General features: G+C 70.0%; 13 protein-coding genes and 1 tRNA gene. 2 read left to right on the top strand and 12 right to left on the bottom strand.

The features are described 5' to 3' along the window. Position 1: 1 nt before the first annotated feature. The 3 genes from ACWC9R_RS00455 to ACWC9R_RS00445 form a co-directional block, all read right to left on the bottom strand. The gene (locus ACWC9R_RS00455) at positions 2–1,036 is read right to left on the bottom strand and encodes a bifunctional MaoC family dehydratase N-terminal/OB-fold nucleic acid binding domain-containing protein (protein ID WP_450727515.1); all 1,035 of its coding nucleotides are present in this window, start codon (positions 1,034–1,036) and stop codon (positions 2–4) included. Then, positions 1,033–2,313, bottom strand: coding sequence for an acyl-CoA dehydrogenase family protein (locus ACWC9R_RS00450; protein WP_450727880.1), 1,281 nt, complete (start codon positions 2,311–2,313; stop codon positions 1,033–1,035). The genes ACWC9R_RS00455 and ACWC9R_RS00450 overlap by 4 nt, the downstream gene beginning before the upstream one ends. A 280-nt stretch (positions 2,314–2,593) precedes the next feature. Beyond that, entirely contained in the window at positions 2,594–2,902 is a 309-nt protein-coding gene (locus ACWC9R_RS00445; RefSeq protein ID WP_450727513.1) for a hypothetical protein, read from the bottom strand. 872 nt (positions 2,903–3,774) lie between these two features. Between ACWC9R_RS00445 and ACWC9R_RS00440 the strand changes: the two genes are divergently transcribed. After that, positions 3,775–4,677, top strand: a complete 903-nt coding sequence (locus ACWC9R_RS00440; protein WP_450727878.1) for a bifunctional DNA primase/polymerase — start codon at positions 3,775–3,777, stop codon at positions 4,675–4,677. Positions 4,678–4,972: 295 nt separating this feature from the next. Here the strand turns inward: ACWC9R_RS00440 and ACWC9R_RS00435 are convergent, their stop codons facing one another. From ACWC9R_RS00435 to ACWC9R_RS00420, 4 genes are all read right to left on the bottom strand, one after another. Then, positions 4,973–5,731 carry a class I SAM-dependent methyltransferase gene (locus tag ACWC9R_RS00435; protein WP_450727511.1) on the bottom strand — a complete coding sequence of 253 codons (759 nt, stop codon included), beginning with the start codon at positions 5,729–5,731 and terminating at the stop codon, positions 4,973–4,975. Positions 5,732–5,833: 102 nt separating this feature from the next. Continuing rightward, positions 5,834–6,367 (bottom strand): GNAT family N-acetyltransferase, encoded by a 534-nt coding sequence (locus ACWC9R_RS00430; RefSeq protein WP_450727509.1) that lies wholly within the window; start codon positions 6,365–6,367, stop codon positions 5,834–5,836. Positions 6,368–6,607: 240 nt separating this feature from the next. Then, entirely contained in the window at positions 6,608–7,093 is a 486-nt protein-coding gene (locus ACWC9R_RS00425) for a LysM peptidoglycan-binding domain-containing protein (protein ID WP_450727507.1), read from the bottom strand. 201 nt (positions 7,094–7,294) lie between these two features. Further along, entirely contained in the window at positions 7,295–8,212 is a 918-nt protein-coding gene (locus ACWC9R_RS00420; RefSeq protein ID WP_450727505.1) for an SGNH/GDSL hydrolase family protein, read from the bottom strand. An 832-nt stretch (positions 8,213–9,044) separates the two neighbouring features. On the opposite strand from ACWC9R_RS00420, the gene ACWC9R_RS00415 reads away from it, so the two are divergent. Further along, on the top strand, positions 9,045–9,728 hold the full coding sequence (locus tag ACWC9R_RS00415) for a PepSY domain-containing protein (RefSeq protein ID WP_450727503.1): 684 nt from the start codon (positions 9,045–9,047) through the stop codon (positions 9,726–9,728). 159 nt (positions 9,729–9,887) lie between these two features. On the opposite strand, the gene ACWC9R_RS00410 is transcribed toward ACWC9R_RS00415, so the two are convergent. The 5 genes from ACWC9R_RS00410 to ACWC9R_RS00390 all read right to left on the bottom strand — a co-directional run bounded on the left by ACWC9R_RS00410 (position 9,888) and on the right by ACWC9R_RS00390 (position 13,260). Beyond that, positions 9,888–10,226, bottom strand: a complete 339-nt coding sequence (locus tag ACWC9R_RS00410; protein ID WP_450727501.1) for a peptidase inhibitor family I36 protein — start codon at positions 10,224–10,226, stop codon at positions 9,888–9,890. 200 nt (positions 10,227–10,426) lie between these two features. Continuing rightward, positions 10,427–10,606, bottom strand: a complete 180-nt coding sequence (locus tag ACWC9R_RS00405; RefSeq protein ID WP_450727499.1) for a hypothetical protein — start codon at positions 10,604–10,606, stop codon at positions 10,427–10,429. After that, positions 10,599–11,171: an HNH endonuclease gene (locus ACWC9R_RS00400; RefSeq protein ID WP_450727497.1), complete on the bottom strand. Its 573-nt coding sequence runs from the start codon at positions 11,169–11,171 to the stop codon at positions 10,599–10,601. Before ACWC9R_RS00400 ends, ACWC9R_RS00405 begins: the two co-directional genes overlap by 8 nt. Before the next feature lie 477 nt (positions 11,172–11,648). Beyond that, positions 11,649–11,735: transfer RNA gene (locus ACWC9R_RS00395), tRNA-Ser, on the bottom strand. A gap of 52 nt (positions 11,736–11,787) precedes the next feature. Next, positions 11,788–13,260, bottom strand: coding sequence for a trypsin-like peptidase domain-containing protein (locus ACWC9R_RS00390; RefSeq protein ID WP_450727495.1), 1,473 nt, complete (start codon positions 13,258–13,260; stop codon positions 11,788–11,790). Between the last annotated feature and the right edge of the window lie 516 nt (positions 13,261–13,776).

The following is a 13,776-nucleotide window of genomic DNA, read 5'->3' as shown; positions in this document are numbered from 1 at the left end:
CTCACCCCTCACCCCCCTCGGCCACCCGGAAGACCGGCAGCTCCAACTCCTCATCCGCACACAGGAATTCGAGCCGCACGGGCATGCCGATCCGCACCTTGTCGTAGGGGATGCCGACGATGTTGCTGACCATCCGCACCCCCTCCGCCAGCTCGATCAGGCCCACCGCGTAGGGGGTCGCGGTGACGGCACCCGCTGTTGCGGCGTCCCGTACTGCCGTGTCCTGTACTGCCGCCTCCGTGCCCGGCCCCTCGCCCGGCCGGTCCCCCACCGTGAAGGCGGGGAACGGCGGATGGTGCATCACGACGTACGAGAAGACCGTCCCCGCACCGCTCGCCTCGACGGTGTCCCACTCCGGTGAGCCGCAGGCATTGCACCCCGGCAACCAGGGGAAGCGCAGCGCCCGGCAGCCCGTACAGCGCTGGATCAGCAGCCGGTGCGCGCGGACGCCCTCCCAGAAGCCGGCGTTGTCACGGTTGATCACGGGGCGGGGTCGCCGGGCCCGGGGCTGCTGGGGTGCCTTCGGCTGCTCCTCCGTTTTGGCGGGCCGTGCGGCCGGGGCGTACTTGAGGACGCGGAAGCGATGCGTTCCGGCCGGCTCGCCGTCCGCGTGGATGTCCATCCGGGTGGTGATGAAGTGCCCGGTCCCCAGCTTCGTGGTCTTGCGCTCCGACACCGATTCGATCACCGAGTCGAAGGTGATCCGGTCCCCGGGCCGCAGCGGCCGCAGATACTCCTGCTCGCAGTCGGTGGCCACGATGGAGGTGTACCCGGCGCTGTCCAGCAGCCCGGACAGTTCGTCGTACGCCCCCGAACGGTCCGCGTGCCCCGAGAGGCCGCCCATCGTCCAGGCCTGCAACATGGTCGGCGGCGCGATGGCGTCCGCGCCCCGGTAGGCGGGGCTGGTGTCGCCCACGGCCTCGCACCAGTGCCGGATCATCGGCTCGTTGACCGGGTCCTTGCCCACACCGGCGGCCGAAGTGGGCCGCCCCTCATAGGCCTTGAGCTGCTCGTACGTGAGCTGCACCGGGCTCATCGCCGCCCCCTCCGCATCCCCAGCCGCATCGTCGCGACGATCTCCCGCTGGACCTCGCTCACTCCGCCCCCGAACGTGTTGATCTGCGCCGCACGGTTCATCCGCTCCAGCTCCCCGTCCCCGAGGACGCCCGGCGAACCGGCCCGTACCAGGGCGGCGTCCCCGGCGACCTCCTGGCAGATCCGGTAGACCTCGACGGTGCTCTCCGTCCCCGCGAACTTGACGCCGCTGGCGTCGCCGGGGCTGAGCGTCCCGGCGCCCACGTCGCCCACCAGCCGCCAGTTCAGCAGCCGGGTGGCGGCCAGCCGGGCGTGCGCCTCGGCGAGCCGCGACCGCACCCATGGCCGGTCGGCGGGCCGCTCCCCGGTCTCCCGGTCCGGTGTCCGGGCGTACGCCAGCGCCGCGCCGAAGGCGTCCTCGGCCTGCATGCCGAGAGCGGCCAGCGCGACGCGCTCGTGGTTGAGCTGATTGGTGATCAGCTGCCAGCCGGAGTTCTCCGCCCCGACGAGGTTCCCGGCCGGGACGCGCACCCCGTCGTAGTACGTGGCGGTGGTCATGAGCCCACCAACGGTCTCGATCGGCGTCCACGAGAAGCCCGGGGCGTCGGTGGGCACCAGGATGATCGAGATACCCCGGTGCTTGGGCGCCTCCGGGTCGGTACGACAGGCGAGCCAGATCCAGTCGGCCCGATGGGCGTTACTGGTGAAGCTCTTGGCACCGTCGATCAGCCAGTGGGGGGCTTGGGGGGTGGGGTCTTCGGGAGTGGGGACTTTGGGGGTGGCGTCCGTGGCGTTCTCGGGGGCGCGGGCGGCGGCCACGGCACCTTCGGGGGCGCGGGCGGTGCTCGTCGCGTCTTCGCCCGGCTGCTTCACCGCGCGGGTGCGGAGGGCGGCGAGATCGGTGCCGGCCTCGGGCTCCGTATAGCCGATCGCGAAGACGATCTCCCCACTGAGGATGCGCGGCAGGAAGTAGTCCTTCTGCTGCTGCGTGCCGTATTTCATCAGGGTCGGACCGACGGTGTTCAGGGTGACCATCGAGACCGGGGCGCCCGCGCGGTACGCCTCGTCGAAGAAGACGAACTGCTCGTCGGGGCCGCGCCCCTGCCCCCCGTACGCGGTCGGCCAGCCCAGGCCCAGCATGCCGTCGGCGCCGATCCGGCGCAGCACCGCACGCTGCGCCGCGGCGTCCTCGACCGGCCCGTCCGGCAGCACCTCCCGGAAGTACGAACGGAGTTCGGTACGCAGTCGCTCCAGGTGCGCGGTGGGGGCGAGGTGCACGTCGGCGGCCTCCCCTTCTGGTGGCCGTACGCCCGGTGCGCTGGGTCCGGGCATACGAACGAGCGAGCGGGTTTCTGACTGTCCGTCAGAAACCCGCTCGCTGTCAAGGTCGGCGCAGTGAACCCCGGAGAAGCCCCATTCCCTCCGTGCCGACCCTGACGCTCACCTACCGGTCAACGCCGCGCCCCCTGCGCGACGGGCCGGGTCCCTATGCGGCGGGCCGGGTCCCCGCACGGCGAGGAAGGCCCCGGCGCGGCGATGCGGGCCCCGGCGAACCGGATCACTCGGCGTTGGTGAAGTTCACGGTGGTGTTGGTCTGCTGGACATCCGTGGGGCCGGAGGTGCCGTTCACACTCGCGGTGTTGTTCTGGTTGGAGGCGCCGGCACCATTGGCGACCTGCTGGCCGGTCGTCGAGTTGCCGAGGTTGTCACCGCCGACGCCGGTTCCCGTCTGGCTCGTCGCCGCCGAACTCGACCCACTGGTCGCGAAGCCGCCGTTGTCGGCCTGCGCCACACCGGTGAACAGCGCGGCCGCAAAGGGCAGCGCGGCGACAACGGCGACTGCGCGGGCGGTACGGGTGCTTGCCATGTGTCTTCCTCCTACGGAACACGACTTCTGGATCACTGAACCTGCGGGGCCGGCCTGCTTCGGGCCGGGCCTGCTCCGACTCGGCCTGAACCGCTCCGGGCCGGGCTGACCTGCTCCGGTCTGGCCTGCCTCTATGAATCCGCGGCCTATGTGGGTCATCTGCGATCTACGAATCTGCGGGTCCGCGAGCTGCGGCCCCTCGACGGGCGAGCCGCCGACCGGGCTCCCCCCTTGGCGGTCGGGCCGCCGACCGGACTTCGCATCCCGGATGGGCGGGCCGCCAACCGGACCTACCGGTCCCTCCCCCTCCACTCCCTCACCCCGGACCGCCCCCATCACTGGACAACTAACTCCCCTTATTCACCGGGCAGTTGGCCAACCACCGCGATGCTCTTCTCGACGTCGCGAAGTCAGCTTTGCCCACGAAACCCCGGTGAACCCGTCACGAGGCACCGATTCCCCCGCAAGCATGAGCAACCCCGGCTTAAACCCCTGCCCCACACGTCACCCCCGGCAACACGCCCCGCGACGACGCCGGACCCCCGCCGCACGCCCACCCGCGACGGGACGACGAGCCCCACCCGGCGCACCCACGAACCCGGCGCGCGGGCCGCTGCACCACGCGCCCCCTTCCCTTCATCGAACATCCGTACGAAAATAGAGCCATGGCCATGCACCGCCGCCATGCCGGAACCCCCACCGCCCACCGACCCGATCCACGGGCCGACCACCCACCTGATCCACCGACCGACCAGCCACTCGCCGCACGAGCTGACCGCCTGCCCGACACCTGGTCCGACCGGCCACTCGACCCCTGGGCTGATCAGCCACGGGGTCCACAGGCCGAGCCCCCACTCCATTCACGGCCCGGCCTGGCCCCCGCCGAGCCCACAGCCCCCACTCCCCCTACTCCCCCCTCCGCCGAAAACCCCTCCACCGCCGCCGCCACCGCACTCCCCCAAGCACTCCTCGCCGCCGAGGCCGGCCACCCCGTCATCCCGCTGACCCGCAGCAAGCTCCCGGCCATCCGGTCCCCGCACCGCGGGCACCCGGAGCGCCCTCCCTGCCGCGGCGCATGCGGACGGCTCGGGCACGGCGTACACGACGCGAGCACCGACCCGCTCACGGTCCGCCGAATGTTCGCCGCCGCCCCATGGGCGACCGGCTACGGCATCGCCTGCGGCCGGCCCCCACACCACCTCATCGGCATCGATCTCGACACCAAGAACGGCGCCGACGGCCTGACCGCCCTCCGCTTCCTCGCCGAACAGCACGGCTTCCCGATACCGCCGACGATCACGGTCCTGACGCCCAGCGGCGGCCGCCACCTCTGGTTCACCGGCCCGCCGTCCCCACCCGTACCGAACTCCGTCGGCAAGCTCGCCCCGGGCATCGACGTCCGCGGCGCGGGCGGCTACCTCGTCGGCCCCGGCTCACGCACCACCCACGGCCACTACACCCTCGCACCGGACACACCCCACCTCCCCGCCCCCGTACCGGACGCCCTGCTCACCCTCCTCACGGCCCCGCCACCGCCCACTCACCGCGAATCCCCGTACGGCGTCCCGCCCCAGCCCGCCGCCGCCCTCATACGCTTCGTCCGGGCGTCCCCGCGCGGCCAACGCAACGCCCGCCTCTTCTGGGCCGCCTGCCGCGCCCAGGAGTCCGGCCTCGCCCAGGAACTCGCCGCCCGTCTGACCGCGGCCGCCCGCCACACCGGCCTGTCCGCAGCAGAGGCCCAGGCGACGATTGCGTCAGCCGCTCGCCACGGCTAGGACCTGTCGTCAAACTCCCGCCTGCCCCGCGGCGCCTGGCACGCACACTCGCTGCGTTGTCGGGTTCGCCCCGATACGCCCAGTATCGGGGTGACCCTCCGCCTTGCGATCGCACGCACCAGACGCCGCGGGGCCGCCCTTCGGGCGAACGACGGGAGTTTGACGACAGGTCCTAGGGGAAGCGAGCAAGAGACGCAAGCAAGAGGGCACACCACCCAGTGCACAGCTGGGGGCACAGCTGGGGGCACACCTGGGGCCGACAACCCGACCCCGACCGCCCCCACCCAGCCCCGCCCTACACCTTCCGCGCCTCGATCAGGAACCGGGTCGTCCGGGCCACGAACGCCCCCTCCCTCCGGATCTGGGCGTCCAACTCCCGCAACCGCTCCCGGTATTCCGCGACCGTGAAGCCGGGCACCATCCACACCACCTTCCGCAGGAAGTAGATGACCGCCCCGATGTCGAAGAACTCGGTCCGCAGCGACTCCGCGCGCAGATCGACCACCTCAAGGCCCGCCGCCTCCGCCGCCCGGCGCGCATCCTCGGGGTGACGGGCCCGCCGTACGTGCTCCGGCTGCGGCCCCAGGAAGTACTCCACCAGCTCGAACACACTGGCCGGCCCGACCTGCTGGGAGAAATACCAGCCGCCTGGCCGCAGCACCCGGGCGATCTCCTCCCACCACACGGTCACCGGATGCCGGCTCGTCACCAGGTCGAACGCCGCATCGGCGAACGGCAGCGGCGGCTCGTCCGCATCGGCCACCACCACCGCGCCGAGCGGATGCAACAGCTCGGTGGCCTTGGCGACATTCGGCGGCCAGACCTCCGTGGCCACCATCACCGGCGGCAGCTTCGCCGCCCCGGCGAGCACCTCACCGCCACCCGTCTGAAGATCCAACGCCGCCGACGCGTGCGCCAACCGCTCACCCATCGCCCGCTGATATCCCCACGAGGGCCGCTCCTCCGTGGCCCGCCCCGCCAGCCACGAGAAATCCCACCCCGCGACCGAAACGGCCTCGGCCTCGGCCACCAACTCCTCAAATGAACGCGTCATCCCCACACACTCACCGCGCTGGCCCGACCTCGCCAGCGATTTACCCCCGGGCCGCCAGGGCCTGCACCGGCCCCGCCGCCCGCCTCCCATCGGCCCCAGAGGTCACGCCTCCCCCTCAGCCTCCACCAGGAAGGCGAGCTCCGGCCGGTCCCACATCACCGCGGGCGGATTCGCCCGCACCGTTCCGACCGGCCGGGCGCCCACACTGCGGTAGAAGCCCTCAGCGGGCGGATGCGACACCACCCGCACCCTGTCGAGTCCGGCACGACGCGCCTCACTCCGCAGATGCTCGACCAGCCGGCGCCCGATGCCGTACCCCTGCGCCTGATCCGCCACGAACATCAAATCCAGCTCGGCCGCCTCGACCATGAGCGCATAGAACCCCAGGACCCGCTCGGCCTCCCCCTCACCCGGGCCCTCCGCCCCCCGTTCCTCCACGGCGACGAAAACCCGGTGCGCTTCTATGTAGTCCGGCCCCACCCGATACCCCTCGACCATCGAGGAGTACCGCCCCTCATAAGCACGAGAACTCCGCACCAGCCGAGTCAGCCGCGCAGCATCCCGCCCCTCGGCCCGCCGAATCACCACGGCCGCCCGCCGGGACCCGCCACTCTTCCCCGCCCTCCGCGCACCCACGGTGACCACTACCCACTTTCCGCGTCACACCTGAAAGGCAATTCCGGATTCCACAATTTTACCGCGCCCCCTCACAGCAATCCCCACCCCACGACACACGACAATCCCCACCCCACAGCCGCCATATCACCCGGCAGCCACAAGGCAGGGATTTCGCACTATTCCATACGGGTTGACCGGCACCGGCCGAGTTGGAGATCGCGCGGCCTTGACCGCTCTGACCGCCCTGACCTCCTCGCCTCACTCCGCAGCCGCAGCGCCGTAATCCTCCTCCGGGATCGGAACCCGCAGCTGATCCCAGGACCGCCGCCCCGGCCAGCCGTCCGCATCCGAGCCCGAGTACCCCAACGCGCGCTGGAAGGAGGAATAGGCCTGACGGTGTTTGTCATTCCACTTCGGCCCCGGACCACTGAACCCGTAGGGCGCACCGCACCCTTCCTCCACCAGGCGCAGCCCCATCATCTGGATGATCGGGCTGGTCGGCAGGGTCTTGAACCATTCAGGACCGGGGAACGGAACAAAGCTGGGATCGCCGGGCTGCGGCTCTCCCGCGGAGACCTTGGCAACAATCAGCCGCTGCCCCACCTTGATGACGTTCGGGTCCGATATGTTGTTCCAGATCTGCAGTTGCTTCACAGTGGTATGGAAGTGAGACGCAATACCGGAGAGCGTGTCACCCGCAACCACCGTGTAGTACCTGTCCTGTGTTGTCTGTTGAGTGCTCATGACACTCACGCTAGAAGCGTTCCCAGGCACCCGCATGTTTTCGCAACAGCACCACTCGCCACGAATTCCCCCCACTCGACCCGGGTCATTTTACCGCCCCACCACCCCACTTGCATGCCCAAATTCCACACCCCCTCGGCGAACAGAATCAACAAATGCCTCAATGAAAAGTGACCCGGTCAACCAACCCATCCACACAATTCAAAGGTTCGCGAGATCAAAGGCGTTGGCGATGGCCTGGTAGCCGGCGTCGTTGGGGTGCAGCCCGTCCTCATAGACATAGCCCGGACGCGGCCGCTCCGGATGAGCCGGGTCCGCCAGGGCCTTGTCGAAGTCGACGACCGCGTCATAGGCACCACTGGTACGAATCCAGTGGTTCACCTGCGCGCGCAGCCGCTCGACCCTGGCGGAATAGCCCGGATACCCGCTCAGCGGTATCACCGTGGCCCCAATGACCTTGATGCCCCGAGCGTGCGCGGCCCGGATCAACGCCCGGTAGCCCTCGGTGATCTGGCGCGCCGAGACCGGCTTGTGCGACGACGGGAAGCAGGCCCCCGTGGCCCAGTTGGCCCCGATGTCATTGCCACCCAGCTCGACGATCACCGTACGCACCCCCGGCCGCCCCAGGACATCCCGCCGAAACCGCGTGACCCCCTTCTCGCCGAAGCAGGAGCTGCTGGTCAGCAGCATGTTTCCGGCGATACCGGCATTGGCCACACCCACCTTCCGACGACCGGCGACCAGCCGCTCGGCGAGGCCGTCCGTATACCGGCGGTCGGCCTCCGCCGTGGCCCCCACCCCGTCGGTGGCCGAATCCCCCAACGCCACCACGGTGTTCCGCTTCGCCCGGAACGGCCCGGAGACATCGACCCCGCTGAGGAAGTACGACGACTGCGAGGACTGCCGATAGGCCTCGGCCGACACATCGTTGAGGTGATTGCCGCCGGCCCGGTAGGACCTCGCCAGCCCGACACGGTGGAAAGTGGCCGGCCCGGTCTTCCCGGCGAAGTACAGCGTGACCACCAGCTTCTCCAGCGGCGACGTCGGTAGCGACACCGCATCACCAACAACCTCGCCGCCCACCGGAACCACCGTCGAACCGGAGCGCCGGAACGTCACCTTCCGCGTGGTCCCGGGCCACGCCTGCGCCCCTCCCCCGGACCGCGCGACGACCGCCCCGGACACCCGCAGCGGCACCTCGCCAAACCGATTCGACACCCTGATCCGCACCCGGGCCCCACCCGCACTGACCCGGACAACCTGCCGAACCGACTGACGCCGAAACCCCTCCCTCGACCAGTTCGCCACCTCATCCACATCCCCACCCACCGGCCGCTGCACCCCCACACCCCACCCCTGCACCCACCGATCCCCCCGTTCCGCCCCCACCTCCGCAGCAACACCAGCCCGGTCACCCCTCACCGCAAGCCCCTCCGCCCCCTCAGCCCCAGCCCCTCCCGTCCCCACCAACGCCGCCGTAGCCACCGCCACCGCGGTCGCAAGCCCCACCCACCGAACCGAACCCCACCGAACCAGCCCCATGACCCGCTCCCCTTCAACTAGGCGCCACCCACGCCCCGTTCGACCACCACAGCAGGCCCACACAGCCCACTCCCCCGAGACGCCCCCGCAGTCTCGCCCCTCCACACCCCCCACATCTGCCATTCTGCAGAGAAACCAACCGCTCCGTCCCCCCGGATCGCAACAGCAGCTCTCCACCCAACGCACCCAACTCCCAACTCCCAACTCCCGGTCCGGCACCGGCCCATCACGGGACCTCCCGCCCCAACGCGGACCTCCCGCCGTGCCCCTCCCCACCCCCAAACCTGAAGAACGCTTCAGAACTTCAGGCTGTGTTCAGGTTCGGATCGGCACTGTGGTGAATGTCGAAAGGGCGCGACAGGGCCCACCGACAGAACACAACCGCGACACGATCCGGAGGAACGTCCCCATGAAGGCCACCGCCAAGCGCACCCTCACCCCCCGCGCCGCCGTCCTCGCCACGGCCGCCGCTGTCGCCCTGATCGGCAGCACGAGTGCCGCGACCGCCTTCGCGGACGACGAGGGCCCGGCCCCGCAGTCCTCGGTCCAGCTTTCCCAGAACGAGCGCCACCTGGACGACACCGCCAAGGACCGCGCGCAGGTCAAGGCCGACAAGCTCAGCCAGTCCGAGGCCACCGCCAAGGCCCTCAAGGCCGTCCCCGGCACCGCGACTTCGGCCGAGCTCGACAACGCGGACCGCAACGGCTCCCTCATCTGGGAGGTCGACGTCCTCGGCAAGGACCACAAGAACCACGACGTCACCATCGACGCCGGCAACGGCAAGGTCCTCAACCAGCACACCGACCGCGACGACGACGCCGCCCAGGACGCCGCCGAGACCCAGGCCCTGATCAAGGCCGACAAGATCGGCCACAGCAAGGCCACCGACCAGGCCGTGAAGGCCGTCCCCGGCACCGTCGTCTCCTACGGCCTCGACGACAACGACCGCAACGGCTCCGCCGTCTGGGAGGTCGACGTCCTCGGCAAGGACCACAAGAGCCACGAAGTCACCATCGACGCGGCCAGCGGCAAGATCCTCAACCAGCACGTCGACCAGGACGACCAGAACGACAACGACGGCGACGACGACTGATCAGGCTTCAGGCCACAACCACCGGCCTGAAGCCTCTCCCCCCCAACCCGAAGGGGCTGTGCCAAAGGCTGAGGACGAAGAAACGGCCCCGGCTCTCGCGATGCGAGGGCCGGGGCCGTGGCCGCCGTCAGCGGATGCTGAGTAACTCCTAGGCGCAGGTCACGGACCGATGACCGCGATGGACTTGATCGTCGCCCCCGGCTTGGTCTGCCCCCAGTGACCGGGCTTGATGTCGACGGTCTTGCCGTAGCACGAGACGTCGCTGTAGACCCGGATCTTCCTCTTGCTCTGGTTGGAGACCGTCTTGCCACTCCACGGGTAACAGCCCGGCGAAGGGTTCAAGCCGCTGGTGCGCTTCGTGCCGCCGAAGTCATTCTTCGACCACGTGCACACCGACCCCTTCCGGCAGACCGTCGAGGCAGAGGCAGACGTCGAGGTGGCCAGCGGCAGCGTCGCAATAAGCGCAGCGCCACCAAGCGCAATGAGCTTCGTCTTCAAGGTTGGTACTCCCGTTCCCCCGATGGATCACGTTCAACAACGAGCATCCCAGCGCTTGTTCGCCATAATCAATCGCTTTTCAGCCAAGCCCGCTGCACCACTCCTCGTCCCCGGAGGGGCATGCTCACGGCACCTCAGAGAGCCGGAGCGGCCTGCCCCCTCCACACCCCAACCTCACCCGAGCCGCTCAAACACGAACGTCAGCCGGAAACGATCGATAGCACCCCAAGCGCCCCGAAGGCACCCAGCACGCCGAGGAACGCGACACCGATCACGACCGCGACACACACCAACGCGATAGCAACCGTGAGCCAACTACGGCCAACCGCCTCGCCGTACTCCCCGTCGTCGCCCCAGCCCTGCACACGCTCGTCAGTCATCCAGCCCCCCATCCTCGTCCCAACTGCTGATTCGCTCGGCAGCCGTCCGAAGCACAGCAACACGGGTGCCCGGGCTGATCCCGACAGCAAAATGCGTTCCCGCTTCTCCCATGAGGCCCCGAAGGAGATCCTTCAGTCGCTCTTCCGCGCCCTCCTCCGTGCTGAAAGAGGCCACAGCATCCCTGAATTCTGGGACCTCAGTGGCAGCGGCAAACCACGCCTGGAAAGTCTCCAGTTCCTTGCTTGGCCGCTCTGACCTGGTCGCGATCCAGCGGGCCATCTGCCGTGGGTCGGCCCAGTCCGGCGAGTCCTCATGGCACGGTCGGCAAAGCAGCAGCAGATTGTCGGCGGCCTCCGAGCCGCCGAGGCTCCTGGGCACGATGTGGGCACGGTCCAGAGTGGCGCGACGCCAACTGGCCTGGGGAGTGGCCTTCTCCCAGCGTTCAGAGAACCATCCACAGGCGAAGCAGCATGGCTCACCAAGAGAAAGATAGGGGGCAAAGTCATCGCGATTCTCGCTTTGCTCCCAAAACTGCGCAATGTCCCACTTGCTCGGTATGGCCATGCCGCCCCCCTCTGGGTTATCTCAGAGCAGGAGCAGCATGCCATTAGCCACTGACATCGACACCTGCACAGACGGCGAGCAGGGCCGCCGCACCTGGCCAACCGGCACGGGCCGGGTACCCGCGCATGATCGCCACCTCAAGGCGTTCGAGCAACGCTCAGCACCGCCGAATGAGTAGGGCGAACCGCCAGCAGTCCACGAGCGCTTCCCGGAGAGCTGGCGCAATGCGCCGGCCACAGTCCTTCTACCGCTCCAGCAGAGACAGGCCACGGCGGGCTGCCCGCGCATTTCTCTACGCCGCCAAGACCCTCCGGGGCCAAGAGCACCGAGCCAACCAACCCCAACCTGGGCCACAAGCCGGCCACACACCCTGGTCACGACTGAGACCCGGGCGCATGAGGTGAGACCGCAAAAGCAGCCGGAGCGGGCCCCGGAAGTACCGGAACCCGCTCCGACCTGCATGTTTCTCTACCTCTGCGGAGGCTGTGGGATTTGAACCCACGGTGACGTTGCCGCCACGACAGTTTTCAAGACTGTTCCCTTAGGCCGCTCGGGCAAGCCTCCCCGCGGCACCGGTGCGCGGGGCGCGAAGGTGTCGCGGGATCAGACTAGCGCGTCACTTGTCGCCTGTGCGCTGGCCCAGGGTCACCTGGGTCGTGTGCTCCTTGCCGTCGCGCTTGTAGGTGAGGGTGACCTCGTCGCCGGGCTTGTGCTGCCAGATCTCGCTGATGAGGGTGGGGCCGCTGTCGATCACCGTGTCGTCGAGCTTGGTGATGGTGTCGCCGGGGCGGAGGCCCGCCTTGGCGGCGGGGCCGTTCGGGGTGACGGCCTTGGAGCCGTTGTTGCCGGTCCGGGCGATGGTGGCGCCGTTGCCGGTGTCCCGCATGCCGACCTGGACGCCGATCTGGGGGTAGACCGGCTTGCCGGTCCTGATCAGGTCCTGGGCGACGCGCTTGGCCTGGTCGATGGGGATCGCGAAGCCGAGGCCGATGCTGCCGGACTGCTGGGACTCGCCGCCCATGCCGCCGCCGTTGCCCGCGGACTGGATCGCGGAGTTGATGCCGATGACGTTGCCGGCGGCGTCCATCAGGGGGCCGCCGGAGTTACCGGGGTTTATCGACGCGTCGGTCTGGAGGGCGCTCATGTACGAGGCGCTGGTGCCGCCGCCGTCGCTGGAGGCCACCGGGCGGTCCTTGGCGCTGATGATGCCGGTGGTGACCGTGCCGGAGAGGCCGAAGGGGGCGCCGATGGCGATCGTGGCATCGCCGACCTGCACATTGCCGGACTTGCCGAGCGGGAGCGGGTTGAGCGGGGCGCCGGAGGCGTTCTTCAGCTTGATCACGGCGACGTCGTAGCCCTGGGCGTTGCCGACGACCTCGGCGTCGTACTTCTTGCCGTTGGAGAACGTCGCGGTGAGCTTGCCACCGCCGGCCGCGCTGGCGACCACGTGGTTGTTGGTGAGGATGTGGCCCTGCTTGTCGTAGATGAAGCCGGTGCCGGTGCCGCCCTCGCCGGTGGCACCCTGCGCCTCGATCGTCACGACGCTCGGCAGGGCCTTCTGCGCTATCCCGGAGACGGAGGTGGGCTTGCGGTTCAGCGCCCCGGGGTCGCCGGGCGCGGAGACCGTCGTCGAGGCGCTGTCGTTCTGGCCCGCGGCCCAGAAGCCGATGCCGCCGCCGATGCCGCCGGCCACGAGGGCGGCCACCAGGACGGCCGCGATCAGGCCGCCGTTACGCCGCTTGGGCGCGGGGCTGCCGGCCACGCCCCAGGAGTCGCCGCCGTACGGGGGCTGCTGGCCCCAGCCGCCGCCCGCACCGGGGGTGCCGTGAGCAGTGCCCGGGTACGGCGGGATCTGGGCGGTCTGCTCGGTCGTGGGGGCGTCGCCGGGGTGGCCGAAGCCGGGCTGCGGAGGCTGCCCGGGGCCCTGGGCCGAGCCGACGGTCGGGGCGAAGCCCGGCGGCGGGGGCGATGCGTACGGGGCGTCGGGAGTCTGGGCGCCGGAGGCGGACGCGGGGGCGCTGTCCGGCTGCGGCCCGGTCGGCGGCTTGGCCTCCGACGGGACGGCGGCTCCCTCGTTCTCGGTGCTCACAGCTCTCTCCTCAGCTTCATGACTGTCGTCGCCCACGGCCCTGGCAGGCTGCTTCCCTGCCCCCGCGGATCTCATCCCTGTCCGGGACACGGGGCGGGCCGCTTCTTCCGGGGCTTGCGGTTCGGCCGGACCCTGGGGGTGCGTCCGGGTGATGCGGTTGTTCCGGTTCCGGTGGGCCTGGCGGTCCGCCGGGTGGTGCGGTGCTTGCGGTCCGGCGGGCCGCGGGCGGCCCGCCGGGTCGTACCGTTCCTCGTGCCGGTGGACGGGGGACCCGGTACTCCAGGATCAAGTATCCCGGCGATACGGGCGAGTCCCGGTCCGCCGGTCCGGGGTCGCCGGCCCTGGTCCGCGGGTCCCGTCCCGCGCACCCCGGCCGTGCGTGAGCCCCGTCCGCGGGCCCGTCCGGCGATCCGGGCCGGGCGGTGCGGGCGAGTCTCCCTACCACCCTTTCCCACCGCGCGTCAGAGCACCGTAAGCCGAGGCTGTGACTGTCCCCTCATCCTTTATTCCGGGCAA

The organism is Streptomyces sp. NPDC001219, assembly GCF_053597915.1.
This window is presented reverse-complemented; position numbering and strand designations above follow the sequence as displayed.